The 25,133-nt window shown below is 43.5% G+C and carries 20 protein-coding genes; 19 read left to right on the top strand and 1 reads right to left on the bottom strand.

Features of this window, described 5'->3' with window-relative positions:
• The first annotated feature begins 305 nt into the window (after positions 1–305).
• The 13 genes from ileS (at position 306) to pyrE (ending at position 16,602) form a co-directional block, all read left to right on the top strand.
• Positions 306–3,074: an isoleucine--tRNA ligase gene (gene ileS, locus QUF86_RS24480; RefSeq protein WP_289335961.1), complete on the top strand. Its 2,769-nt coding sequence runs from the start codon at positions 306–308 to the stop codon at positions 3,072–3,074.
• A 237-nt stretch (positions 3,075–3,311) separates the two neighbouring features.
• Complete coding sequence (gene lspA / locus QUF86_RS24475; RefSeq protein WP_289324342.1) at positions 3,312–3,782, top strand: signal peptidase II; 471 nt, start codon at positions 3,312–3,314, stop codon at positions 3,780–3,782.
• Positions 3,775–4,692, top strand: coding sequence for an RluA family pseudouridine synthase (locus QUF86_RS24470; RefSeq protein ID WP_289324343.1), 918 nt, complete (start codon positions 3,775–3,777; stop codon positions 4,690–4,692). Before lspA ends, QUF86_RS24470 begins: the two co-directional genes overlap by 8 nt.
• A gap of 193 nt (positions 4,693–4,885) precedes the next feature.
• Complete coding sequence (gene pyrR, locus QUF86_RS24465) at positions 4,886–5,431, top strand: bifunctional pyr operon transcriptional regulator/uracil phosphoribosyltransferase PyrR (RefSeq protein WP_289318440.1); 546 nt, start codon at positions 4,886–4,888, stop codon at positions 5,429–5,431.
• Between the two features lie 177 nt (positions 5,432–5,608).
• Positions 5,609–6,898, top strand: a complete 1,290-nt coding sequence (locus QUF86_RS24460) for a solute carrier family 23 protein (protein WP_289335960.1) — start codon at positions 5,609–5,611, stop codon at positions 6,896–6,898.
• A 200-nt stretch (positions 6,899–7,098) separates the two neighbouring features.
• Positions 7,099–8,034, top strand: coding sequence for an aspartate carbamoyltransferase catalytic subunit (locus QUF86_RS24455; RefSeq protein ID WP_289317212.1), 936 nt, complete (start codon positions 7,099–7,101; stop codon positions 8,032–8,034).
• Complete coding sequence (locus tag QUF86_RS24450; RefSeq protein ID WP_289335959.1) at positions 7,997–9,283, top strand: dihydroorotase; 1,287 nt, start codon at positions 7,997–7,999, stop codon at positions 9,281–9,283. The genes QUF86_RS24455 and QUF86_RS24450 overlap by 38 nt, the downstream gene beginning before the upstream one ends.
• A complete protein-coding gene (locus QUF86_RS24445; protein WP_289335958.1) occupies positions 9,280–10,386 on the top strand; it encodes a carbamoyl phosphate synthase small subunit in 1,107 nt (368 codons plus the stop codon). Before QUF86_RS24450 ends, QUF86_RS24445 begins: the two co-directional genes overlap by 4 nt.
• Positions 10,365–13,571: a carbamoyl-phosphate synthase large subunit gene (gene carB, locus QUF86_RS24440; protein WP_289335956.1), complete on the top strand. Its 3,207-nt coding sequence runs from the start codon at positions 10,365–10,367 to the stop codon at positions 13,569–13,571. Before QUF86_RS24445 ends, carB begins: the two co-directional genes overlap by 22 nt.
• The gene (locus QUF86_RS24435; RefSeq protein ID WP_063231913.1) at positions 13,568–14,347 is read left to right on the top strand and encodes a dihydroorotate dehydrogenase electron transfer subunit; all 780 of its coding nucleotides are present in this window, start codon (positions 13,568–13,570) and stop codon (positions 14,345–14,347) included. Before carB ends, QUF86_RS24435 begins: the two co-directional genes overlap by 4 nt.
• Positions 14,344–15,285 (top strand): dihydroorotate dehydrogenase, encoded by a 942-nt coding sequence (locus QUF86_RS24430; RefSeq protein ID WP_289317208.1) that lies wholly within the window; start codon positions 14,344–14,346, stop codon positions 15,283–15,285. Before QUF86_RS24435 ends, QUF86_RS24430 begins: the two co-directional genes overlap by 4 nt.
• A complete protein-coding gene (pyrF, locus tag QUF86_RS24425; protein ID WP_289335954.1) occupies positions 15,257–15,970 on the top strand; it encodes an orotidine-5'-phosphate decarboxylase in 714 nt (237 codons plus the stop codon). The genes QUF86_RS24430 and pyrF overlap by 29 nt, the downstream gene beginning before the upstream one ends.
• Positions 15,967–16,602 (top strand): orotate phosphoribosyltransferase, encoded by a 636-nt coding sequence (pyrE, locus tag QUF86_RS24420; protein WP_421154907.1) that lies wholly within the window; start codon positions 15,967–15,969, stop codon positions 16,600–16,602. The genes pyrF and pyrE overlap by 4 nt, the downstream gene beginning before the upstream one ends.
• Positions 16,603–16,659: 57 nt before the next feature.
• Here pyrE and QUF86_RS24415 read toward each other — a convergent pair whose 3' ends face one another.
• Positions 16,660–18,381 (bottom strand): Rqc2 family fibronectin-binding protein, encoded by a 1,722-nt coding sequence (locus QUF86_RS24415; protein ID WP_289335953.1) that lies wholly within the window; start codon positions 18,379–18,381, stop codon positions 16,660–16,662.
• Between the two features lie 415 nt (positions 18,382–18,796).
• Here QUF86_RS24415 and QUF86_RS24410 point away from each other — a divergent pair, with 415 nt between their 5' ends.
• From QUF86_RS24410 to coaBC, 6 genes are all read left to right on the top strand, one after another.
• Complete coding sequence (locus QUF86_RS24410) at positions 18,797–21,475, top strand: calcium-translocating P-type ATPase, SERCA-type (protein WP_289318438.1); 2,679 nt, start codon at positions 18,797–18,799, stop codon at positions 21,473–21,475.
• 155 nt (positions 21,476–21,630) lie between these two features.
• On the top strand, positions 21,631–22,506 hold the full coding sequence (locus QUF86_RS24405) for a YicC/YloC family endoribonuclease (protein ID WP_289317205.1): 876 nt from the start codon (positions 21,631–21,633) through the stop codon (positions 22,504–22,506).
• Between the two features lie 54 nt (positions 22,507–22,560).
• Positions 22,561–22,824: an extracellular matrix/biofilm regulator RemA gene (gene remA, locus QUF86_RS24400; RefSeq protein ID WP_034313813.1), complete on the top strand. Its 264-nt coding sequence runs from the start codon at positions 22,561–22,563 to the stop codon at positions 22,822–22,824.
• Positions 22,825–22,834: 10 nt separating this feature from the next.
• The gene (gmk, locus tag QUF86_RS24395) at positions 22,835–23,449 is read left to right on the top strand and encodes a guanylate kinase (protein ID WP_034313809.1); all 615 of its coding nucleotides are present in this window, start codon (positions 22,835–22,837) and stop codon (positions 23,447–23,449) included.
• A gap of 3 nt (positions 23,450–23,452) precedes the next feature.
• Positions 23,453–23,659: a DNA-directed RNA polymerase subunit omega gene (gene rpoZ, locus QUF86_RS24390; RefSeq protein WP_101224607.1), complete on the top strand. Its 207-nt coding sequence runs from the start codon at positions 23,453–23,455 to the stop codon at positions 23,657–23,659.
• A gap of 262 nt (positions 23,660–23,921) precedes the next feature.
• The gene (coaBC, locus tag QUF86_RS24385; protein WP_289317204.1) at positions 23,922–25,130 is read left to right on the top strand and encodes a bifunctional phosphopantothenoylcysteine decarboxylase/phosphopantothenate--cysteine ligase CoaBC; all 1,209 of its coding nucleotides are present in this window, start codon (positions 23,922–23,924) and stop codon (positions 25,128–25,130) included.
• Positions 25,131–25,133 lie beyond the last annotated feature (3 nt).

Raw genomic sequence — 25,133 nt, 5'->3', positions numbered from 1 at the left:
TTCTTCACACACTTATTTTTAGCGAACCGGGGATGGTGAAAGCCCGGAATAAGCGAAGATATTGAAGATCACCCTTGAGTTCTGAGTTGAACCTGCTTTTGCAGTAAGTAAATGAAGCGTTTCATTCACGTTACGAATGCTCGAGAGGTTGGATTCACTTTGTGGATCTTTCTAGCCAGGGTGGTACCGCGGGAAGCTAAGCTTTCTCGTCCCTTTTTTTAGGGATGAGAGGGCTTTTTATTTTGGCCGGATATCAAGTCATTGGTTCGAATGAATTTTTGTAAAGACGGATGGAGGATTTTATGATGGAATACAAAGATACCTTATTGATGCCTAAAACTGAATTTCCAATGCGGGGGAATTTGCCGAAACGTGAGCCGGAAATCCAAGAAAAATGGAAAGAAATGAACATCTATAAAAAAGTGCAGGAACAAACGGAAGGACGCCCTTTATTCATTTTGCATGATGGACCTCCATATGCTAACGGCGATATCCATATGGGCCATGCAATGAATAAGGTTTTAAAGGATTTCATTGTCCGATTTAAATCGATGAGCGGTTTTCAAGCACCGTATGTACCTGGCTGGGATACGCATGGACTTCCAATCGAAACGGCATTGACAAAAAAAGGCGTGAAACGGAAAGAAATGAGCGTTGCCGAGTTCAGGAAGCTTTGTGAAGAGTATGCTTATGTTCAGATTGACAATCAACGTGAGCAGTTTAAGAGAATAGGGGTCCGTGGTGATTGGGATAATCCTTATATCACATTAAAGCCTGAATATGAAGCACAGCAAATTAAGGTCTTCGGTGAAATGGCGAAAAAAGGCTATATCTATAAAGGTAAAAAACCTGTTTACTGGTCTCCATCAAGTGAATCAGCCCTAGCCGAAGCTGAAATTGAATATCAAGACAAACGTTCTGCGTCAATCTATGTTGCTTTTGAAGTCACGGATGGCAAAGGTGTAATCGAAGAAGGCGTAAAAATCATCATCTGGACGACAACTCCATGGACGATTCCTGCTAACCTTGGTATCTCATTACATCCGCAATTAAATTACGTAGTAGTGGCTGTCGAAAATGACAAATTCTTAATTGCTGAAGCACTCCTTGAATCGGTTACAGAAACTTTAGGCTGGGATAACCCGTCTATCCTGAAAACGGTAAAAGGGAGCGAGTTGGACCGTGCTGTTGCCAAACACCCTCTTTATGACCGCGAATCTTTAATCATGTTGGGTGAGCACGTAACAACTGAAGCAGGTACGGGGTGTGTTCATACTGCACCTGGACATGGTGAAGATGACTTTATCATTGGGCAAAAATACGGCTTGGACGTACTTTGTCCTGTAGATGAAAAAGGAGTCATGACGGAAGAGGCAGGGGAATTTGCTGGGTTATTTTATGATCAAGCGAATAAACCAATTACTGAAAAATTAACAGAAGCAGGCGTGTTATTGAACTTGACGTTCATTACACACTCATACCCACATGACTGGCGGACGAAGAAACCAACGATTTTCCGTGCAACAGCACAATGGTTCGCGTCAATCAAAGACTTCCGAAGTGAACTTCTGGAAGCGATTGAAGAAACCAAATGGGTACCCGCTTGGGGCGAAACTCGCTTATTCAATATGGTCCGTGACCGCGGGGATTGGTGTATTTCCCGCCAACGTGCATGGGGCGTGCCAATTCCAGTCATTTATGCAGAAAATGGCGAGCCGATCATTACGGATGAAACCATCAACCATATTTCAAATCTATTCCGCGAACATGGTTCGAACATCTGGTTTGAGCGTGAAGCGAAAGACCTTCTGCCTGAAGGCTATACACATGAAGGCAGCCCGAATGGCATCTTCACGAAAGAAACGGATATCATGGACGTATGGTTTGACTCAGGTTCTTCTCATCAAGCGGTACTTGAAGAAAGAGACGACCTGCAGCGCCCTGCTGACCTTTATTTAGAAGGTTCCGATCAGTACCGCGGCTGGTTTAACTCGTCACTATCAACAAGTGTTGCGGTTACGGGCAAAGCACCATATAAAGGTGTGTTGAGTCACGGGTTCGCATTGGATGGCGAAGGCCGTAAAATGAGTAAGTCAATTGGGAACGTTGTCCTGCCATCCAAGGTCATGAACCAACTTGGTGCAGATATTTTACGCCTTTGGGTTGCTTCGGTGGATTACCAATCGGATGTCAGGGTTTCCGATCCTATTTTAAAACAAGTTTCGGAAGTGTACCGTAAAATCCGTAATACATTCCGCTTCCTGTTAGGGAACTTGGATGGATTTAATCCAGATACCGATAAAGTGGCAGTCCAGGAGTTACCTGAAGTCGATCGATACATGCTAGTTAAATTGAATAAGCTGATCACCCAGTCGAAGCTAAGTTATGAAAATTATGAGTTTGCTACAATTTATAATATGGTTAATAATTTCTGCACTCAGGATTTAAGTTCGTTCTACCTGGATTATGCAAAAGACATTCTTTATTGTGAAGCACCAAATGGTAAAGAGCGGTTGGCCATTCAGACTGTCCTTTACGAATCATTGGTCAGCTTAACGAAATTGGTGTCACCGATCCTTTCGCATACAGCTGATGAAGTATGGGCGTTCATTCCGGGTGTAACGGAAGAAAGTGTACAGTTGACATTGATGCCTGAAGCAATTTCCATTAATGGTGCTGACGTCATTGAAGAAAAATGGACGGCGTTCATGAACGTCCGTGATAATGTACTAAAAGCATTAGAAGAAGCCCGTAACCAGAAGGTCATCGGAAAATCACTGAACGCAAAAGTGATGGTATATGTTAATGAAGAAACGAAGAATCTGCTGGATAGCATCAAGGAAAGCTTTGAACAGTTATTCATTGTATCCGAATTTGAAATCGCTGGCGATGTGGCAAGTGCCCCAACAGAAGCGGTGAAGCTTGAGGATATAGCGATTCTTGTTACCAAAGCAGAAGGTGAAACGTGTGAACGTTGCTGGAATGTTTCGAAAGAAGTAGGTCACGTGGAAGAACATCCAACACTTTGCCCGCGTTGTGCAACAGTCGTTAAAGAGCATTATGTGAATCAATAATTCCAAAAGGTAAGCCGGTCCCTTTATGAAGGGACCGGCTTTTTTGTGGAAATGATAGAGCAAAGGCTAAAAGCTTTTTTGAAAGTATAACAACCTCCATAAGGAATGTTGCCTTTTTTCAATCGGACCTTAATTCTTCAGGTACAGATAACTGACTTCTGTTTTTCGGATTAGTCATTATTTCTAGTTTATGCTACAATTCAAAGGTGAAGATTTGATTAGTTTGGGGGAAAACATGTGTTTTATTATTTGATTGCCCTTTTGGTCATAGCTCTCGATCAGCTGACAAAATGGATGATTGTGAAAAAAATGGAGTACGGAGAAAGCATTGAAATTATTGAAAACCTTCTATATATCACCTCGCATCGTAATCGTGGGGCAGCATGGGGAATTCTACAAGGTCAAATGTGGTTTTTCTACATCATCACCATCGCTGTCATTATTGGACTTGTCTATTATATTCAGAAAATGGCGAAGGACAGCCGTTTGCTTGGAGTTGCACTTGCTCTCATGCTAGGCGGTGCGATTGGTAATTTCATCGATCGTGTTGCTCGTCAGGAAGTAGTGGATTTCGTTCATACCTATATTTTCAGCTACAGCTTCCCGGTATTTAATGTTGCTGATGCTGCGCTTTCAATTGGTGTCGGTCTGCTCGTGATTCATATGTTTTTAGAAGAAAAAAACGCTAAGGAGAAAGATAATGGATAAAAGGTTATACAGCATCGATGAAACACTAAAAGGAGTCAGGATTGATAAAGCTCTTTCCACTTTGAATGAGGAATGGTCACGTACTCAAGTCCAGCAATGGATTAAGGATGACCATGTTTTAGTAAATGGCTCGGCTATAAAGACGAATTACAAAGCTATCCCTGGCGATACAATCGAAGTAACGATTCCTGAACTTGAGGAATTGGATGCGGTAGCAGAGGAAATGGATTTGGATATCTATTATGAAGATGCAGATGTACTCGTTGTTAATAAACCAAGCGGTATGGTCGTCCACCCGGCACCGGGACATGTATCTGGCACGCTTGTAAATGGATTGATGGCTCACTGCAAGGATCTTTCTGGAATCAACGGAGTCATGCGGCCTGGAATCGTCCATCGAATCGACAAAGATACATCAGGTCTATTGATGGTTGCGAAAAATGATATGGCACATGAAAAACTTGTACAGCAGCTGGTTGACAAAACGGTCACACGTAAGTATCAAGCTGTAGTTCATGGTGTGATCCCTCATGACTTCGGAACGATTGATGCACCGATCGGCCGGGATAAAAAAGATCGCCAAAGCATGACTGTCACAGATTCAAATTCCAAAAATGCTGTCACACATTTCCGGGTCATCGAACGTTTCAATGGTTTCACTTTGGTGGAATGCCAGCTTGAAACAGGCAGAACACATCAAATCCGTGTTCACATGAAATACATTGGCTTCCCACTAGCGGGAGATCCGAAATATGGTCCGAAAAAGACCCTGAAATTAGATGGACAAGCATTGCACGCGGGACTTCTTGGTTTCATTCATCCACGTACGAATGAGTATATGGAATTCGAAGCTCCGATTCCGGAAGAGTTTGAAAATCTAATTAATCAATTACGTAGAAGTAAGGATTGACAAATACGTTTTTTTGATATATTATAATAACAACTTAATAAGAACCTTTAACACAGTTCAGAGAGACTGAGAAGGAAACGGATACGCTATGTGGGATAATTATACCCATGGCGATAAAATCCTCATGCCTTCTTGGCATGAGGATTTTTTGTTGAAACAGACCTATCAGAAAAAAGGAATCGGGGTGGCCGACATGTTGAATGAGAAAGCCATAGTACTTGATGAGCAGGCCATTAGCAGAGCCTTGACGAGAATTGCCCATGAAATTATTGAGAAAAATAAGGGGATTGAAGATTGCGTTTTAATCGGGATACGCACACGCGGGATTTTCCTTGCTGACCGACTTGCAAAGCGCATCAATCAAATAGAAGGTAAGGAAATAGAGCTGGGTGAACTGGATATTACACTTTATCGCGATGACCTCTCAAAAAAGACCAATGATGGGGAACCCATCGTAAAAGGTTCAGACATCCCGGTCAATATCAGCGACAAGAAAGTGATTTTAGTGGATGATGTCCTTTTCACCGGCAGGACCGTTAGAGCGGCAATGGATGCTCTGGTTGATTTGGGAAGACCTTCGCAAATCCAGCTTGCCGTATTAGTGGATAGGGGACATAGGGAACTGCCTATACGTGCAGATTTCGTCGGGAAAAACGTTCCGACTTCCCAATCTGAAAAAATTACCGTTACTTTAACAGAAGTAGATGAAGTAGATCAAGTTACTATATTAGAAAACTAAACAACATGAAAATTTCATATCACCCTTTTAAAGACAGTCCAGAGAGGCTGGCAAAGGGGAGTCAATCGGGAGAGTTGTGCCATGCATAGGCATTCACCTTCTGAGAAACCCTCTTTGTATATACTGCAAAGAGGGTTTTTGCAGTTTTGATGCAATTTTCATGAGGGGGATACGAAAATGGAAGAAACAAAAAGGGACATCGTACTGGATGTCGAGGACGTGCCAAAGGTTGGCCAGTGGATTACGTTAAGCATCCAGCATTTGTTCGCCATGTTCGGTGCAACGGTGCTAGTGCCATTCCTGGTAGGGTTAAGTCCGGCGGTAGCACTGGTTTCAAGCGGATTAGGCACACTTTCTTACTTATTGATTACCAAAGGGCAGATACCTGCTTATCTCGGTTCATCTTTCGCCTTCATTACGCCAATCATCGCGGCAAAGGCTTTAGGAGGTCCGGAGGCGGCCATGATCGGCTGTTTTGCAGCAGGATTCATATATGGGATAGTAGCTTTGATCATCCAAAAAGTCGGGTTGCGCTGGTTAATGAATTTACTTCCTCCGGTTGTGGTGGGTCCGGTCATTATCGTAATCGGATTAAGCCTTGCCGGGACGGCCGTGGAAATGGCAATGTATGATCCACAAGATAAATACAGCGTCACATATATAGTTATAGCGCTGATCACTTTAGCGGTAACCATTATCTGCAACGTGTTCTTTAAGGGATTCATTAACTTGATTCCCATCTTAATGGGAATCATAGTGGGCTACAGCTGTTCGGCTGTTGCAGGAATAATAGATTATGAACCAATCAAGTCAGCACAATGGTGGGAAATGCCTGAATTCATGTTTCCATATGTAACCTATACACCGACCTTCTCATGGGAGGTCATTGCCATCATGGTACCCGTTGCCATCGTGACTTTATCAGAACATATCGGGCACCAGATGGTACTGAGCAAAGTAGTTGGCAGAAACTTTTTGGAAAAGCCCGGTTTGCATCGTTCGATTTTAGGAGATGGAGCAGGAATCATGATTGGTTCGTTCATCGGCGGTCCACCGCTGACATCATATGGTGAAAATATTGGGGTCCTTACGATGACAAAGGCATTTAGTGTGTATATCATCGGAGGGGCAGCGTTAACTGCAATCATCTTTGGCTTTAACGGTAAGATTTCAGCAGTCATCAGCTCGATACCTACAGCTGTAATGGGCGGCATTTCCATCTTACTCTTCGGTATCATCGCATCAAGTGGATTAAGGATGCTGATTGATAATAAGGTTGATTTTGACAAGAAAAGAAACCTGATGATAGCTTCAGTCATCCTGGTGTTAGGGATCGGGGGAGCGTTCGTTCAACTATCGGACACGGTATCGCTTTCCGGAATGGCACTTTCAGCCATCGTCGGAATCCTTCTTAACTTGATTCTTCCTGACCGGGAAAAAATATCAGGAGACATCTTTGAAAAATAAGTGAAACTGCATTAAACAATAGATCACCTTTTAAAAGAAGTCCAGAGAGGCTTAAAAGGGTGTTGCGTAAAGATGAATGAGAACGGGATAGGTGTTTATAACCATTCCGTGACCTCACGCTTCTTTATGACCTACACCCTGTCCTTAATGGCGGGGTGTTTTTTATGCCCCGCATCACAAATGTGAAAGGAGCAGGATCGATGAAAAAATTATTGACGATGAATGAATTGACTATACCTGAAATTGAAAGAATTCTAGACGAGGCTGAGGGATTTGCCAATGGCTCGGAATGGAATCCTAAACAGCAGACAACAGTTGCCAATCTCTTCTTTGAACCAAGCACACGTACAAAATCAAGCTTTGAAATGGCTGAAAGAAAACTGGGCCTTGAGGTCATTCCTTTTGATGCGGGTACATCATCCGTGTTAAAAGGCGAAACCTTATATGACACTGTTAAAACGTTAGAAGCAATAGGCATCAATGCCTTGATCATCCGTCATGAGCAGGATAATTATTTTGACGAATTGAAAGGGAGGATAAGGATCCCGATAATCAATGCAGGGGATGGATGCGGGAATCATCCAACCCAGTCATTACTGGACTTATTGACGATAAAACAAGAGTTTAAAAGTTTCGAAGGTCTGAAGATTGCGATAATCGGGGATGTCAGGCATAGTCGGGTTGCGAAATCGAATGCAGAAGCATTAACTCGATTAGGAGCGAATGTCGTATTTTCAGGTCCGCCTGAATGGTTTGACAGAACAAACAGTTTAGGAAGGTATGAAGACATCGATCAAGCGGTAGCTACTTCGGATGTGGTCATGCTGCTCAGAATCCAGCATGAAAGGCATATTGAAAAATACGATCAGGCAAACGGAGATTATCTGGAAAGTTTCGGCCTGACCAAACAACGTGAAAAAAATATGAAACCGGATGCGATCATCATGCATCCTGCACCAATAAACCGCGGTGTTGAAATAGACAGTGATTTAGTCGAATGCAGCCGCTCAAGAATTTTCAAACAAATGCAAAATGGCGTGTTCATCAGAATGGCCGTATTAAAAAATGTGCTTGAACAATCCGAAGGGGGAATCATCCATGAAAACCGTAATCAAAAATGGAGTATTGCTAGATAATCAAAACTCATTCAAAAAAGCGGACATTGAAATAGAAGGAAAGGTCATCACAAAAATCGGCGAGAACCTGGCTACGGAAAATTGTAAGGTAGTTGATGCTGAAGGGTTACTCATTACATCGGGATTTATTGACCTGCATGTCCATTTACGCGAACCGGGCGGTGAACACAAGGAAACAATCGCAAGTGGAACGCTTGCAGCGGCAAGAGGCGGTTTCACTACGGTAGCGGCGATGCCTAATACTCGGCCCGTTCCTGATACAGTGGAAAACCTTGAAGCGCTTAACCGGAAAATTGAAGAAACGGCGCATGTCCGGGTACTCCCTTATGCATCCATAACGATTAGGGAAGCTGGCAAGGAATTGACCGACTTTTCTTCATTAAAACAAACGGGTGCTTTCGCCTTTACGGACGATGGCGTAGGAATTCAAGAAGCCGGGATGATGCTGGAGGCCATGAAGCGGGCAGCCGCTCAGGATATGGCCATAGTTGCTCATTGTGAAGATAATAGCTTAATCAATAAAGGCTCCGTCCATGAAGGAAGATTCTCAAAGGAACAGGGGATCAATGGAATTCCGTCGGTATGTGAAGCTGTACATATTGCCCGGGATATCCTCCTTGCGGAAGCGGCGGATTGCCATTATCACGTTTGTCATATATCCACGAAGGAATCGGTTAGAACGGTAAGGGATGCCAAACGCGCCGGTATCCGGGTCACAGCCGAAGTTACACCGCATCACTTATTATTGTGTGAAGATGATATACCGGGACTTGATACGAATTATAAAATGAACCCGCCTTTAAGGGGCCGTGAAGATCGAGACGCGTTGATAGAAGGACTGCTTGACGGAACCATCGATTTTATAGCAACAGACCATGCCCCGCATGCGGCTGAGGAAAAGGCGCAGGGAATGCAGCTAGCACCTTTCGGAATAGTAGGATTGGAAACGGCCTTCCCGTTGCTTTTTACCGAATTGGTCAAAAAGGGCGTCTTAACATTAAAGCAATTAGTCGATTTCCTGACAATCAAACCGTCTGAATGTTTCTCCCTTCCATATGGAGAGCTTAAAGAAGGTGCTACTGCCGATATCGTGCTCATAGATTTGGAAACGGAAAAAGAAATTAATAATGAAGAGTTTGCTTCAAAAGGGAAAAATACACCTTTTAATGAAAAGAAATGTTATGGCTGGCCAGTCATGACAATTGCAGAAGGAAAAACAGCTTGGGAAAAAGGACGTGTTCAAGGATGAAAAGACAGCTTATTTTAGAAGATGGAACGGTTTTCCTTGGGGAAGCATTCGGAGGGGACGTAGAAAAAATAGGTGAAGTCGTTTTTAACACAGGAATGACAGGATACCAGGAGATTCTATCCGATCCATCTTATTGCGGTCAAATCGTTACACTTACGTATCCATTGATCGGGAACTACGGGATAAACCGGGATGACTTTGAATCCATCAATCCAGCGATAGCAGGATTCGTCGTTAAGGAAACAGCAGAACTTCCTTCTAACTGGCGAAACCAAACATCCCTAGATGAATATCTGAAAATGAAGAACATACCTGGAATAAGCGGAATCGATACGAGAAAGCTGACAAGGATCATCAGGAAATCAGGCGCACTTAAAGGAGCGCTCTGCAATATCAATAAAGATGCAAAAGAGGTTGTTTCCCAGTTGAAAGCAACGGTGATTCCTTCTAATCAAGTGAAACAGGTTTCAACAAAATCACCTTATTCTAGCCCGGGCAGAGGCCCGCGGGTAGTTCTTGTAGACTATGGCATGAAGCATGGGATATTACGTGAGTTGACGAAGCGCGGCTGTGATGTCGTGGTTGTACCTTATAACGTCACTGCCGAGGAAGTGATGCAATATCATCCAGATGGTGTGATGCTTTCAAACGGTCCTGGGGATCCGAAAAGTGTTCATGAGACACTTGAAATGATCCGTACAATCCAAACGGAAGTGCCATTATTCGGAATCTGTTTAGGACATCAATTATTCGCACTTGCAAACGGGGCGGATACGGAAAAATTAAAATTCGGCCATCGAGGTTCAAATCATCCGGTTAAAGACCTTCGCACCGGGAAGATATCCATCACATCTCAAAATCATGGATATACAGTCGAAGAGTTTTCAATTGAAAAGACTGATCTTATTGTGACACATACAGCATTGAATGACGATACGATTGAAGGACTGCGCCATAAAAAATTTCCAGCTTTCACCGTACAATATCACCCGGAAGCATCACCAGGGCCGGAAGACGCAAACTACTTATTCAATGAATTCTTACAAATGATTGAAGCTGCAAACACCAAGGGGGAAAAAACATGCCAAAACGCACTGATATAAAAAGCATCCTAGTAATTGGTTCCGGTCCGATCGTCATCGGACAGGCCGCCGAGTTCGATTATGCAGGAACCCAAGCATGTATAGCCTTAAAAGAAGAAGGTTATCGAGTGATCCTGATCAACTCCAACCCTGCCACAATCATGACTGACAGTGAAATGGCTGATGCGGTCTATATCGAACCGATCACATTGGAATTTGTCAGCAAAATCATTCGTAAAGAGCGCCCGGATGCACTGTTACCTACCTTGGGTGGACAGACTGGCCTGAACATGGCCGTCGAGCTTGCCGAAGCGGGAATTCTTGAAGAATGCAATGTGCAGATCCTTGGGACGAAACTTTCCGCCATCCAACAAGCGGAAGATCGTGACCTGTTCCGTACCCTCATGAACGATCTTGGGGAACCAGTACCAGACAGCGACATCATTCATAACTTGGAAGAGGCTTATACATTCGTGGAACGAGTCGGCTATCCGGTCATTGTTCGTCCGGCCTTCACGCTTGGCGGAACAGGCGGTGGGATTTGTGATAACGAAGAGCAACTGATTGAGATTGTTGAGGGTGGCCTGAAAAGCAGTCCAGTTCACCAATGTTTGCTAGAGAAGAGCATTGCCGGGTTCAAAGAAGTGGAATATGAAGTGATGCGTGATTCCAATGATAATGCAATAGTTGTATGTAATATGGAAAACTTCGACCCTGTCGGTGTCCATACTGGCGATTCGATAGTTGCCGCACCTAGCCAAACTTTAAGTGACAGAGAATATCAAATGCTTAGAAATACGTCTTTGAAGATTATCCGTGCCTTGAAAATTGAAGGTGGATGCAATGTTCAGCTTGCGCTAGATCCAAACAGCTATCAATATTATGTCATTGAAGTGAACCCAAGGGTCAGCCGTTCGTCGGCACTTGCTTCAAAAGCAACAGGTTATCCAATTGCAAAGCTTGCAGCAAAGATAGCAGTTGGTTTGACGCTTGATGAAATGATGAACCCGGTCACAGGTAAAACCTATGCGAGCTTTGAACCGGCCCTGGACTATGTCGTTACAAAAATTCCGCGCTGGCCTTTTGATAAGTTCGAAAGCGCCAACCGCAGGCTCGGGACACAAATGAAAGCGACCGGAGAAGTCATGGCAATCGGCCGTACATTCGAAGAATCCATCTTAAAAGCTGTTCGTTCCCTTGAAGCGGGTATATACCATCTTGAATTGAATGACGAGTTTGAGGATGAAAAAATAGAGAAACGGATCCGAAAAGCTGGAGATGAACGGTTATTCTATATCGGCGAAGCATTAAGAAGGGGGAAGACGATCGAAACCATTCACGAATGGAGCCAGATCGATTTATTCTTCTTGCATAAGTTGAAAAAGATAATCGACTTTGAAAAGGAACTTCAAGAACATTCCTTTGATAGTGAAGTATTGCAAAAGGCTAAAGAACTAGGGTTTTCTGACAAAACGATTGCAGAAATATGGGAAGTTCCCGAAATTGACGTCTATGAGTACCGGAAAAAGCAAGGGATCATCCCTGTTTACAAAATGGTCGATACATGTGCTGCCGAGTTCGAATCGGAAACACCGTATTTTTATGGAACTTACGAAGATGAAAATGAATCCATCGTTACTGACAAGAAAAGTGTCATTGTTCTGGGGTCTGGCCCAATTCGGATAGGGCAAGGAGTAGAGTTTGATTATGCGACCGTACATTCGGTATGGGCGATTAAAGAAGCGGGATATGAAGCAATCATCATTAACAACAATCCCGAAACAGTTTCGACGGACTTCAGTATCTCCGACAAACTTTATTTCGAACCATTGACACTTGAAGATGTCATGCATGTCATCGATTTGGAAAAACCAGAAGGGGTCATCGTCCAGTTTGGCGGACAGACAGCGATCAACCTTGCAGATGGTCTTGTTGAAAGAGGAGTGAAGATCCTTGGTACTTCACTTGAAGACCTGGATAGGGCGGAAAATCGTAATAAATTCGAAAAGGCACTTAAGGATTTAGGCATTCCGCAGCCAAAAGGTAAAACCGCAACATCGGTTGATGAAGCGATCGTCATTGCTGAAGACATTGGTTACCCGGTATTAGTAAGGCCATCGTACGTACTCGGAGGAAGAGCGATGGAAATCGTCTATAAACAAGAGGAATTGCTACATTACATGAAAAATGCCGTGAAAATAAATCCAGATCATCCTGTCCTGATAGACCGCTACCTGACGGGTAAGGAAGTCGAAGTCGATGGCATTTCCGATGGCGAAACGGTCGTTATCCCAGGGATCATGGAGCATATCGAACGTGCCGGCGTCCATTCCGGTGATTCGATTGCAGTCTATCCGCCTCAAAATTTAACGGAAAAACAAAAAGAAGTAATCATCGACTATACGACCCGATTGGCAAAAGGCTTGAATATAATTGGTCTCTTGAACATTCAATATGTCATCAGCAATGAAGAAGTGTATGTCATTGAAGTAAATCCACGTTCTAGCCGAACCGTTCCATTCTTAAGTAAAATTACGAATGTGCCGATGGCTAACTTAGCAACGAAGGTCATCTTGGGCCACTCGCTTGAAAGCCAAGGTTACCAATCAGGATTAGTGCCAGAACAATCTGGGGTCTATGTGAAAGTGCCGGTCTTCTCTTTTGCGAAATTAAGAGGTGTGGACATTTCACTTGGACCTGAAATGAAATCGACTGGTGAAGTAATGGGGAAAGATAGCACACTTGAAAAGGCTTTATATAAAGGCCTGGTCGCTTCCGGCTTCAAAATTGAAGGGCATGGTTCGGTCTTATTGACGATATCGGATAAAGATAAGCAAGAGGCGCTGCTTTTAGCAAGACGTTTCCATAATATCGGTTTCAAGCTGATAGCCACCAGCGGAACTGCTGCCCTATTGGAGCAATCCGGAATCCCGACTGCAATTGTCGGTAAAATTGGCGAAGAAGGTACAAACCTACTGGATGTTATCCGAAACGGGGATGCACAATTTGTCATTAACACTTTGACCAAAGGAAAGCAGCCGGAACGCGATGGTTTTAGAATCCGACGTGAATCGGTTGAAAATGGAGTGACATGCTTAACATCACTCGATACGGCAGAAGCCATTTTAAGAGTGATAGAATCCATGACCTTCTCGGCAGAAGCGATGGGAAAAACGGAAATAAGTCGTGAGGTGAGCTATATATGATCAAGAAGGAAAGAATGAAGGTGTTAACTCATAAAGAACTGGCCCCATCCATCTTTGAACTTACTCTGCAAGGTGAATTGGTTTCAGAGATGAAGCAACCAGGCCAGTTTGTCCAAGTCAAGACAACAGATGGTACTGAGCCATTGTTAAGACGCCCGATTTCAATTTCTTCTTATAATGGCAGTGAAAAACAGTTCACGATGATTTATCGGGCTGAAGGTAAAGGAACAACGTTGTTATCACAGCGTAAACAAGCAGAAGCGGTCGATATCCTTGGTCCCCTTGGCAACGGATTTCCCGTTCATGAAGCGAAGAAGGGCGAAACGGCGTTATTGGTTGGTGGTGGGATTGGTGTCCCGCCCCTGTATCAATTATCACAGATGTTGGTTGCGAATGGAGTCAGGGTAATCCATGTATTGGGCTTCCAGACCAAGTCAGCCATCTTTTACGAAAAAGAGTTTAGTGAATTAGGTGATACCCATATTGCCACAGTGGATGGTTCATATGGGACAAAAGGATTTGTTACGACTGTGATTGACAACCTGGAGCAGGAGTTTGCAACGATCTTTTCATGCGGCCCTACACCAATGTTAAAAGCATTGGAAGCGGGCTATCGTGAGAAAAAGCTTTTCTTGTCCCTCGAGGAAAGGATGGGTTGCGGCATCGGTGCATGCTTTGCCTGCGTATGTCATACAGGGGATGATCCAACTGGTTTCAGTTATAAAAAGGTATGCAGTGATGGACCCGTATTCCGGGCAGGAGAGGTGCTATTATGAACAGGCTTTCAGTTGAGTTACCAGGATTACACTTGAAAAACCCAGTCATGCCAGCATCTGGATGCTTTGGGTTCGGCCGTGAATACAGTCAATTTTTCGACTTGGATATTCTTGGAGCGATCATGATCAAAGCGACCACTCCTGAACCGAGGTTCGGTAACCCGACTCCGCGTGTAGCGGAGACCTCTTCGGGAATGCTGAACGCCATCGGACTGCAGAATCCAGGTTTAGAAAAGGTCATCAGTGAAGAACTGGCATGGCTAGGTGGGTATGATGTCCCAATTATCGCCAACGTTGCGGGTTCACAAATAGCTGACTATGTAAAGGTAGCCAGTGACATAAGTAAGGTCGGGAATGTAAAAGCACTCGAATTGAATATCTCTTGTCCGAATGTAAAAGAAGGAGGCATAGCTTTCGGGACGGTACCGGAAGTTGCCAAAGAGGTAACCAAGGCGGTCAAGGAAGTATCTTCGGTTCCTGTATATGTAAAGCTTTCACCGAATGTCAGTAACATTGTGGAAATGGCCAAAGCTGTAGAAGAAGGCGGAGCTGACGGGTTGACAATGATAAACACATTAGTCGGCATGCGATTGGATTTAAAAACTGGCAGGCCGATCCTTTCGAACAGAACGGGTGGGTTATCTGGTCCTGCAATAAAACCGGTTGCTCTCCGGATGATTTATGAGGTAAGCCAGCAAGTATCGATTCCAATAATCGGAATGGGCGGAATCGCTACAGCAGAAGACGTCATTGAATTTTTCTATGCAGGTGCCAGTGCTGTGGCGGTGGGAACTGCGAACTTCGTGGATCCCTTCGTATGCCCGACCATCATCGAAGATTTACCGAAATTGTTGGATGAGCTGGGATTTGACCATATTTCAGAATGTACCGGAAGGAGCTGGAAGCAGAATGAAGCAGTCATTAATTATCGCTCTTGATTTCCCTGATCTCATTCAAACAGAGAGATTCCTTAAACAGTTCCCCTCGGAAAAACTTGCTGTAAAAGTGGGGATGGAATTATTTTATCAGAATGGACCATCAATTATTTCTTTCGTAAAAGAGCAAGGCCACGATGTGTTTTTGGACTTGAAGCTTCATGATATTCCGAATACTGTCAAAATGGCCATGACAGGTTTGGCAACTTTAGGTGCTGACATGGTCAATGTACATGCGGCGGGTGGCCAAAAGATGATGGAAGCAGCTATGGAGGGTCTTGATAAAGGAACGTCCGCGGGTAAAAAGCGTCCGTTTTGCATAGGGGTTACCCAACTGACTAGCACGTCACAAGAACAAATGAATGATGAGCAAAACATTGCCGGATCTCTGGAGGATTCGGTCCTCCATTATGCAAAACTTACTCAACAGGCTGGATTGGATGGCGTCGTCTGTTCCACACATGAAGTAAAGAACATACATGAACGCATCGGACATGAATTCTTAACGGTCACACCTGGAATCCGAAGTGCAGGTGGACAGACGCATGATCAAAAGAGAATTGCCACGCCTGAACAGGCAAGGGATTTTGGAGCGGATGCCATCGTTGTAGGGAGAGCCATAACGGGGGCGAAAGATCCATTAAGGGCGTATTTGGATATGAAAGCAGCTTGGGAGGGAATATCATGATAAATCAAAAGATAGCTGAACATTTATTAGAAATAAAAGCAGTGTACCTACAGCCGAATGACCCCTTTACTTGGGCATCAGGAATTCAATCACCCATTTATTGCGACAACCGCTTAACCCTTTCATACCCAGAGGTTCGCAATGAAATAGCGGAAGGTTTGAAAGGATTGATTGAACAGCATTTCCCTGAGGTTGAACTGATCGCAGGCACTGCAACTGCCGGCATTCCGCATGCTGCTTGGGTGAGTGAAAAATTAAATGCTCCGATGTGCTATGTCCGCTCGAAAGCTAAAGAGCACGGAAAGGGTAATCAAATCGAAGGCCGCGCTGTTCCAGGACAAAAAGTGGTTGTTGTGGAAGACTTGATTTCAACCGGCGGCAGCGTGATTACTGCTGTTAACGCGTTGAAAGAAGCTGGCTGTGATGTTCTTGGAGTCGTTTCGATCTTTACTTACGAATTGGAAAAGGGAAAAGAAAAATTCGATGCTGAGGGCATCACTAACCACTCGTTGAGTGACTACTCGACTTTGATAAAAGTCGCTAATGAAAAAGGGTATATCACAGAAGATGAATTGGAAAAGTTGAAAAAATGGCGGGAGAATCCAGCAGATACCGCTTGGATTTCAGCATGAAAATAGAGGTGACCCAATCACACAGGATTGGGTCACCTCTATTTATTTATATACCATTCAATCCTTTACCGCTTCCTTTAAGCGAATGACGATATCGGCATCTGGTGTAATATATACGGTCTGCTGTTGCTCATAAATCACGAAACCGGGCTTTGAGCCATTAGGTTTCTTAACATGGCGAACTTGTGTGAAGTCAACGGGAACTGAGCTCGATTGCTTTGCTTTACTGAAGAAAGCTGCTAATACGGCTGCCTCTTTTATCGTTTTTTCACTTGGTGATTCATTTCGAATCACAACATGGGATCCAGGGATATCTTTGGTATGAAGCCATATTTCATCACGGCGTGCAAACTTATTCGTTAGATAATCATTTTGTTTATTATTTTTTCCGACAAAAATGAGATCTCCATCCGTAGCATAATATGTTTCAAGCTGCGGTTTTGCATTTGCGGGCTTTTTCATGCCTTTTTTCTTTTTTTGCCGAATGTACCCTTCTTCCTGAAGTTCTTCGCGAATCTCCTCTATATCTCTGGGTGAAGCTGATTGGAGCTGCTGATGCAAGGCTTCAAAGTAGGCTAATTCCAATTTTGTCTTTTCAATTTGTTCTTGAACGACACCGACTGCATTTTTGGACTTTTGGTATCTAGAGAAGTACTTTTGTGCATTATCGGATGGATTTTTTAAGGGGTCAAGCGGAATGGTGACCGTATTCTGTTCTTCATCATAATAATTGACGACTTCGATTTCCTTCATGCCTTTTTTCATTTGATATAGATTAGCTGTAAGCAGTTCACCGAATAATTGATACTGTTCTCCGCGTTCCGTATCTTTTAATGTACGTTCGAGCTTGCCGATTTTTTTTGAGTTCTTTTCGATTTCATTGGAAATGAAACGTTCTACATCCTGACTCTTTTGTTTAACTCGATCTCGTTCTGCCTTTCCGAAATAATAGCGGTCGAGCATCTCGCTTAATGAAGAAAACGTACGCTGTTTTCCTGTTAGATGCTCTAGTGAAAGCATATAAAAAACTTCTTTATTGCCATCTTGTTTGATCGTCGCAGCATATTTATGTTCCGAGATTTCTTGGATAAGACCTGAAAAAGCTAATGGAAGGGTGGTGCTGTTGGCTAATCCAGCCCGGTAAACGGCTTCCTTTGCAACCAATGGTGAAATTCCTGAAAAATGGGCAACAAGCTGTCGATCTAGTTTTCCTGCATTGAAGTCAATATTCCTCCTAATATCGTCCTCAGTAGCATTGAAGGGATTATCCTTTGCTTGTGCGGGTGGCACCTTATATTCCTGGCCTGGCAATATCGCCCGATAACTGTTCACGGCATGGGAAACATGCTTAATGCTGTCTAAAATCATATTCCGTTCTTTATCGACTAAAACAATGTTGCTGTGACGCCCCATAATTTCAATGATTAATTGCTTTTGAGAGACATCGCCAAGCTCATTGCGGCCCTTCACCTCAAAAATGATCATCCTATCAAGTTCATACTGATAAATATCTTCTATCGTATAGCCTTCGAGGTGCTTTCTAAGAAGCATGCAGAACATGGGTGCTTCTTTAGGATTTTCATAACTTTCCTCAGTCAATTGCACCCTTGAATAACTTGGGTGTGCCGATAATAAGAGCTTATGGTTCTTACCTCCAGCACGAACAACCAATATTACTTCATTTTTATAAGGCTGATGTACTTTATTTATTCGTCCACCTTTTAATAAAGAAGCGATTTCTTCCGTCATCGCTTTCGTAAATAATCCATCAAATGACATTCTATTTTTACTTCCTTTACATAAGATTTTCTAAGATACTCATTTTGCTAGGCGTTATCAATGCATCAGGGCTGCCCATTATAGCTGTAGCGAACTGGGTGAAAAGCTGGAGTTGCAGTTCAGGTATATTGAATGATGCTATTTTGTTAGGTTCCTGAGATTAATTGCAAATTTAGACCATTCATCATGATTGGCGGTCGTTCATTCATTCATTATATTATCCGAATCGTTCTTCTTTCCGCAATTCTGTTTAATTATAGCATTATTTTGGACGAGTCTGAATAATCATGGAAGAAGAGCAGGTTGTTTTATGTATCGGTAAGCAGGCAGGTGTTGGATGAGTAAAGCAAAGAGCGCCTGTTGAGATGTATACAGGAGCCTATTTCATTCTATTCAAAGGGATGTGTGATACTTGATGGAGTTCAAGGAAATGAATAATCAAGAAATGGAGAAAGCGCTTCAAACAAACGTTACACACGGTTTGGACGATGATGAAGTAAAGGACAGGCTGCGTAAGCATGGCTTTAACGAATTGAAGGAAGGAGAAAAACAGTCTGCCATTCTTTTATTTTTCGCCCAATTCAAAGATTTCATGGTCATAGTTTTACTTGCCGCGACATTGGTCTCAGGGATATTAGGTGAATATATCGATGCGATTGCCATCATGGCGATTGTTTTTTTGAATGGATTACTTGGGTTTTTTCAAGAACGGAAGGCAGAAAAATCCCTGGATGCCCTAAAGGAAATGGCAGCACCGCAAGTTAACGTTCTTCGGGATGGCCAATGGCTGAAAATCCCTTCGAGAGAAGTCGTTGTAGGGGATATCCTGAAGTTCTCGAGCGGTGACCGAATTGGTGCTGATTTACGGATCATCGACCATTCAAGCCTTGAAATAGAAGAGTCTGCACTTACAGGCGAGTCTCTTCCCGCAGTTAAATGTTCCGATCCGTTGATGAATGAGGTCGAAGGTATCGGTGATCAGGAAAATATGGCTTTTATGGGAACGATGGTGACAAGAGGAAATGGAGTCGGAATCGTAATCGCTACAGGTATGAACACGGCGATGGGCAAGATTGCGGACCTCCTGCAGACTGCAGAAACAAAAGAAACACCTCTTCAACGGAGGTTGGAGCAGCTAGGGAAAATTTTGATCGTCACGGCTTTAATATTAACAGTAATCGTGGTCCTGACTGGCGTCATTCAAGGGCATGACCTCTATACGATGTTTTTGGCCGGGGTATCCTTGGCTGTTGCAGCGATTCCCGAAGGCTTGCCAGCCATTGTGACCGTAGCCTTGTCTTTAGGCGTTCAGCGTATGATCAAACAAAAAGCGATAGTCCGCAAGCTTCCTGCCGTAGAAACGCTTGGCTGCGCAACGGTGATTTGCTCAGATAAGACAGGTACACTGACACAAAACAAAATGACAGTGACGAAAGTTTGGAGTGGAGGGAAAACTTGGAATGTCGGCGGTACTGGTTATAATCCTGTCGGAGAGTTTTCTTTAGAGGGAGTTTCAGTTGCACCGAAAAACCATAATGCCTTGCTTCAAATGATTACTTTCGGCATGCTCTGTAACAAAGCTGAGTTAAACGAGAATGGTAAACAATTTATATTGGACGGTGATCCGACAGAAGGGGCGATGTTGGTCGCAGCCATGAAAGCGGGTTTGACGAGGGAACACTTGTCTAAGAAGTTTACGATAGTCAAGGAGTTTCCATTTGACTCGAGCCGCAAAATGATGAGTGTCATAGTGAAGGATGAAAAAGATAATCATTTCGTCATCGTAAAAGGGGCCCCTGACGTATTGATCGCCCAGTCCGACACGATTCTTTGGGAAGGAAAGTCGGAAATATTGAATCAGAGGAGTATGGAAAGGGTGCAACAGGACATGAATGAGCTTGCCTCACAGGCACTTCGAATGATTGCCGTTGGTTATAAACCCCTTTCAAAAGGAACGATTTTGCTTCATGAAACCGAAGCTGAGCGCAATTTAACCTTCATGGGACTGCAGGGCATGATCGATCCCCCACGTCCGGAAGTGAAGCAGGCAGTTAAGGAATGCCGGGATGCCGGGATCAAAACTGTCATGATTACTGGCGACCATGTCATAACCGCAAAGGCAATAGCTAAAGAACTTGGTATTTTAAAAGGAAAAGACCGTGTACTTGAAGGACGGCAATTGGCGGACATGGAAGTCGGGGAACTTGAGGAAGTTGTTGAAAGTGTTTCGGTATTTGCCCGCGTTTCCCCGGAACATAAGTTGAAAATAGTAAAAGCCTTGCAAAATAAAGGACATGTCGTTGCAATGACAGGGGATGGTGTCAATGATGCACCTGCGATAAAATCAGCGGATATCGGTATATCCATGGGTATCACGGGGACTGATGTCGCTAAGGAAGCTTCCTCCTTGATATTGGTTGACGATAATTTTGCCACCATTAAATCGGCCATCAAAGAAGGCAGGAATATTTATGAAAACATAAGGAAGTTCATCCGTTATTTGCTTGCCTCCAATGTTGGGGAGATTTTGGTCATGTTTTTTGCGATGCTATGTGCCCTGCCACTGCCTTTGATACCAATCCAGATCTTATTCGTGAACCTTGTTACGGACGGACTGCCTGCAATGGCGTTGGGCTTGGATTCGGCAGAAGAAGATGTAATGAAAAGAAATCCACGAAATGCTAACGAAGGTGTTTTCGGAAGAGGGCTTGGCTGGAAAATCATCTCACGCGGTTTTCTGATCGGGATATCTACATTGATAGCATTTTATGTGGTATACCGTTCAAATCCGGATAACCTTGCTTATGCACAAACAATCGCATTCGCTACCCTGGTATTAGCTCAACTAATACATGTTTTCGATTGCCGAAGTGAACGTTCGATTTTCTCGAGAAACCCATTCGGTAACCTATATCTAGTCGGGGCGGTACTGTCCTCCCTATTATTAATGCTTGCCGTCATGTATGTGCAGCCCTTGCAAACAATCTTCCATACGGTACCGATTTCGGGAAGGGATTGGCTATTGGTAATAGGAATGGCATCGATCCCAACTTTTTTACTGGCTGGAACCTTTTTAGCAAGAAAAGCACAATGAAATATGATATAATCTTTAAGGTGGTAGAGTCTTGCTCTATTGCCTTTTTATTTTTGTAGTATTTTATTTGTAAGCTAAAGTTTTCGTGCTGTAGCTAATATATAAATGAATGTAAACGTCAAATTACTACATTATGTTTGATAGGATGTGGAACCATGGTTACCAGTATGACGGGCTATGGAAGAGAAGAAGCGGAAAACGAACACGTCAAGGTTTTTGCCGAAATTAAGACAGTGAACCATCGTTTTTGTGAATATACGATTCGAATGCCGCGCCAGCTTTTGGTTTTGGAAGAAAAGGTGAAGAAAAAGGCGAATCAATACATAAGAAGGGGACGGGTGGAAATCTTCATTACTGTGGAAGGTGAGAGCCTGGTTTCCAAAAAGGTGAAGATCGATTGGGATCTTGCTGATCAATATGTGGGTTTGATGGATGAAGTCAAGGGAAAATACAATCTGGAAAGTTCCTTTACATTACAGGATATGCTGCAACTTGAGTCGATTTTCGTGACGGAAGAAGTACCTGCGGTTCCGGTAGATTTGGAATCCCTGTTATTGAAAGCTGTTACGGGGGCATTGGAAAATCTGAAAAAAATGCGGACTCTGGAAGGTCAGGAACTGGCCTTGGACATGAAACACCAGCTTGAAAAGTTTGGTGAGATTGTTGCAGGAGTCAAAAACTATGCACCTTCAGTCGTCGGGAAATATAAAGCCCGGTTGGAAATCAAGCTAGCCGAGTTGACGGAAGGATTGATTGAAGATAGCCGTATCGTGACGGAAGCGGCCATTTTTGCTGATAAATGTGATATAAATGAAGAACTGACCAGACTCGAAAGCCATATACAGCAATTTTCAAGGACGCTTACCCATAGTGAACCAATTGGAAGAAAACTCGACTTCCTGGTTCAGGAAATGAACAGGGAAGTCAATACGATTGGATCAAAGGCAAATGATTCGGCCATTACCAAAGAAGTGGTGGAAATGAAAAGTCTGCTCGAAAAATTAAAGGAACAGGTTCAAAATATCGAGTAGTCGGTTTATGATGAACCTAACAAGGTGACAATAGAATATGAATGGGGGACAAAAATGTCAATTAAGCTCATTAATATTGGTTTTGGGAATATCGTTTCCGCAAACCGGATCGTATCCATCGTGAGCCCTGAATCGGCTCCGATTAAAAGGATTATCCAAGACGCCCGAGACCGCGGATCCTTAATAGATGCTACATATGGTAGAAGAACTAGGGCCGTTATAATTACAGACAGCGACCATGTCATCTTATCTGCCGTTCAACCGGAAACGGTTGCCGCACGGCTTCAAGATAGAGATGACAGCGTAGAAGAGGGGTAACTGAAACAATATGAGAGAAAAAGGTTTATTAATCGTTTTGTCCGGTCCATCCGGTGTTGGTAAAGGAACAGTAAGGAAGGCGATTTTTTCCCAGCCTGGAACGGCATTTGAATATTCAATTTCGATGACGACACGGCTGCCTCGCCATGGAGAAGTGGACGGAGTGGATTATTTCTTCAAAAAACGCGAGGAATTCGAAGCACTGATCGAAGAAGGGAAATTGCTGGAATATGCTGAGTTCGTCGGTAATTATTATGGAACACCGGTGGATTATGTCCGTGAAACAATTGATTCCGGAAAAGATGTATTTCTGGAAATTGAAGTTCAAGGAGCTAAACAGGTCAGGGAGAAATTCCCTGAAGGACTTTTCATTTTCCTTGCTCCTCCAAGCTTGACTGAGCTTGAAAGCCGCATCGTTACTCGTGGCACCGAGACGGAGGAAGCGATAAAAGGTCGGATGAAAGTGGCCAAGGAAGAAATAGAACTTATGGATCTTTATGATTATGTTGTAGAAAATGATCATGTGGATGCCGCATGTGCTAGAATTAATGCAATTGTGATTGCCGAGCATTGCCGTCGGGAAAGAGTTGCTGTTTTATATAAAAAAATGTTGGAGGCGGAATAAACTATGTTATATCCATCAATTGATTCACTATTACTTAAAATCGATTCAAAATACTCGCTTGTATCAGTGGCAGCTAAACGTGCCAGGGAAATGCAAATTAAAGATAATTGCCTTATAACCAAACCGGTCTCCCATAAATCCGTAGGTCGTGCCCTTGAAGAAATTCATTCAGGTAAATTGACTTACGATAATTCTTACGAAGAAAACTAAGAGAACACATAAGCTTGACCTATCGGGCCTGACACCCTAAAGCAAACAGGATGCGTTACATTTGGAAAGTTGCTTCCTTCCTGCGGCCAAGGTGTCAGGCCTGTTTGTTTTGATTTTTCAAAAGTACGGAAGAATTGATCTAGCGGGGAAAGAGATGGATTGTTTAAGGAAATCCATATATTTATTGCGCATTTCAAATGAAATTTCTTCTGTTATGCTTCATAATTGATAAAAATAGAATGTATAGTTAGGGGAAATTTGCATGCTTATCGATAAAAAAGTACTTCTTTGTGTCACCGGCGGGATTGCTGTATATAAGGCTGCTGCCCTGACAAGTAAATTAACTCAGGAAGGAGCGCATGTTAAAGTGATCATGAGTGAATCGGCACGTAAGTTCGTGACGCCGCTCACTTTTCAAGCACTTTCGAGAAATGATGTGTACACAGATACATTTGATGAGAAGGATTCTTCAGTCATTGCCCACATCGACTTGGCTGATTGGGCTGACATCATTCTTTTGGCTCCAGCTACAGCGAATGTCATTGGCAAGGTAGCCAATGGCATCGCGGATGATATGATCACGACCACACTTCTGGCAACGGAGGCACCAGTTTGGGTAGCGCCGGCAATGAACGTCCATATGTACGCCCACCCAGCGGTTCAGAAAAACATGGAGACACTTCGTACGTTCGGATATCAATTCATTGAACCGGGTGAAGGGTATTTGGCTTGCGGTTATGTAGGGAAGGGACGATTGGAGGAACCGGAAACAATTGTCGAACAGCTCAATCTTTATTTCGGTGAACGGAAATCACGGCCTCAGCCACTTAAGGGAAAGAAATATTTGATAACGGCAGGACCGACTCGTGAAGCAATTGATCCGGTGCGTTACGTGACGAATCATTCCAGCGGAAAAATGGGCTATGCCCTAGCTGAACAGGCAATTGAAATGGGCGCTGAGGTGACATTGATTACTGGCCCAGTGAATTTGACGCCACCTTCCAAGGCTAGAGTAATACCTGTGGAATCGGCAGCAGATATGTACGATGAGGTATTCAATCAGTTCGATACCAGTGACGTCGTAATCATGACGGCTGCGGTGGCGGATTATAAACCGAAGATTTATCATGCTCAAAAGATGAAAAAGCAGCCAGGGGAAAATGTGATTGAATTTGAACGGACAAAGGATATCCTTAAGGAACTCGGTGAGAATAAAACCCATCAGATCTTGGTGGGATTTGCGGCGGAAACCAACAACGTTGAAGAATACGCAAGAGGGAAATTAGTGAAAAAGAATGCAGATATGATCGTTGCCAATAATGTTACCATCGCAGGGGCAGGGTTTGGAACGGATACGAACATCGTGACCATTTACGATAAAGATGGAAGTGCTACCGAACTTCCAAAAATGAGTAAAGCGGATATAGCTAAAAGCATCCTGGCAGAAGTATCTCGCATGCAAAAGGAATGATGT

The sequence above is a fragment of the Peribacillus sp. NJ11 genome, from assembly GCF_030348405.1.
In the GTDB taxonomy this organism is placed as follows: Bacteria; Bacillota; Bacilli; order Bacillales; family DSM-1321; genus Peribacillus.
The sequence above is the reverse complement of the archived record's forward strand: the minus strand, read 5'-3'. Positions and strand labels throughout refer to the sequence as shown.